This is a genomic window from Endozoicomonas sp. YOMI1, assembly GCF_024606345.1.
Taxonomy (GTDB): Bacteria; Pseudomonadota; Gammaproteobacteria; order Pseudomonadales; family Endozoicomonadaceae; genus Endozoicomonas.
Window position 1 is genome coordinate 1 of record NZ_JAHHPM010000557.1, and the last position, 1,588, is coordinate 1,588.

Annotated in this window: 3 protein-coding genes; 1 reads left to right on the forward strand and 2 read right to left on the reverse strand. The window is 47.2% G+C overall.

Annotation, left to right across the window (positions count from 1 at the left end; genetic code table 11):
• Positions 1-113 precede the first annotated feature (113 nt).
• Both KDK15_RS19645 and KDK15_RS19650 read right to left on the reverse strand, forming a co-directional pair.
• Positions 114-479, reverse strand: a complete 366-nt coding sequence (locus tag KDK15_RS19645; RefSeq protein WP_257297090.1) for a DUF86 domain-containing protein — start codon at positions 477-479, stop codon at positions 114-116.
• A complete protein-coding gene (locus tag KDK15_RS19650; protein ID WP_257297091.1) occupies positions 476-766 on the reverse strand; it encodes a nucleotidyltransferase family protein in 291 nt (96 codons plus the stop codon). Before KDK15_RS19650 ends, KDK15_RS19645 begins: the two co-directional genes overlap by 4 nt.
• A 236-nt stretch (positions 767-1,002) precedes the next feature.
• On the opposite strand from KDK15_RS19650, the gene KDK15_RS19655 reads away from it, so the two are divergent.
• Complete coding sequence (locus KDK15_RS19655; protein ID WP_257297092.1) at positions 1,003-1,476, forward strand: helix-turn-helix domain-containing protein; 474 nt, start codon at positions 1,003-1,005, stop codon at positions 1,474-1,476.
• The last annotated feature ends 112 nt before the right edge of the window (positions 1,477-1,588 follow it).

The window sequence follows — 1,588 nt, forward strand, 5'->3', positions numbered from 1 at the left end:
TTCACGTACCGTTCTGCGAGGGGCTGGCGGGGAAGTTCCGCCGGTCTACTCTCCACATTCATCGTCGTGTATTATCAAAAATGAGCTATTCCACAACAGATGCTCACTCTCATTTATTCAATTGATTCAATTAATTTCTGAACACTGCTTGCTAATGCAGGCAAATCATTCTCAATGGTTTGCCAGACAATGGGAAGGTCAACTTTAAAGTAGTCATGAGTAAGGGCATTTCTCATTTCATAGGCATAAATAAAAGGTACATCTTTGTGATCTTGCACAAACTGAGGAAAGTGTTTATCAACGTTGTTGCTGGCTTCACCAATAATTTCAAGGTTTCGGATGACTGCATCCTGAACGAGCGTGTTTTCGTAAAATTCTTGTTCACTCTTCAAATCAGCGATGTACGCTTGTATTCGCCCCACTGCCTCAACGATGTGAGAAAGATATTCCACTAGCCTCAGTGCATTTTTCCCTTTCATATGGGCTTTGCCTGCGAAAGGACTTCATCTCTGATCGTGTCTGAAAGTGAGCCAGGAGTCAGGATGTCGACTTCTACACCAGTTAACTGCTTGAGTTTGTGACGGATCGCTCCAATATCAAACAGGGTCATGTCCTGACCCGGGTCAATCAGTATGTCCAGGTCACTGGTTTCGGTGTCGGTTCCATTCAATACAGAGCCAAATACCCGGGCATTAGCCGCTTTATGTTCTTTTATAACGGCTTTGATCTTTGCTCGGTATTTTTTTAATGCTGCCGATGGTCTCATGGGTTGCCTCAGCCAGTAGTCGTTTCTACATCTACTTTAACATATCTATTTGTATTGTCTTCTTCGGTCTGGCCACCTCACTGGCCCTTGTGTATCTGGCTTTGCTTCTGGAGTCTGGCCATGATTGAGATAGTCGGTCATCTTTTCCAGGGGCGATACAAAGCCATTCTTGTGGATAAAGATGCTTATCTTATGGAGCTGAGCCGTTACCCGTGCTAAATCCGGTCAGAGCAAAAATGGTCAAGTCCCCGGATGATTGGCCGTGGAGCAGTTACTGCTACACCACCGGCCTGTTCGATTCACCACCCTGGCTGGCGACGGATGCCACGCTACGCTACTTTACCAGCGACCGGGATGAAGCCATTCTCAACGTTGCCCTGTTTGTTGCCGAGGGTGTTGGCGTTAATATCTGGGAGAACCTTAAGCAGCAGAACTATCTGGGTGACGATAATTTCATCAATGATCAGCTGGCCTATAAACCTAAAGGAAAGGCTGCTCTTTCTGAAGTACCTCATAAGCAACGGCGGAAAACAGCACCACCCATCAGCTACTTTATGGAAACTGCCGATCATCGTGATGAGGCGATTGCTTCTGCCTCTCAATCCGGTGGCTATAGCCTTACCGAGATTGCTGATTATGTTGGCCTGCACTATACAACCGTCAGCCGGATAGTGCGCAAATCCGCTGGTGACTCTCCAATGGAACAGTAGTAAAAGTCTGTTGGTAAAGGCTTATAAGTCCGCACGCCGGGTAGCCGGGTGACATTACTGCCACCCAGCCCCCTAAGAACCGCACGTGCGACTTTCATCGCATACGGCTCAA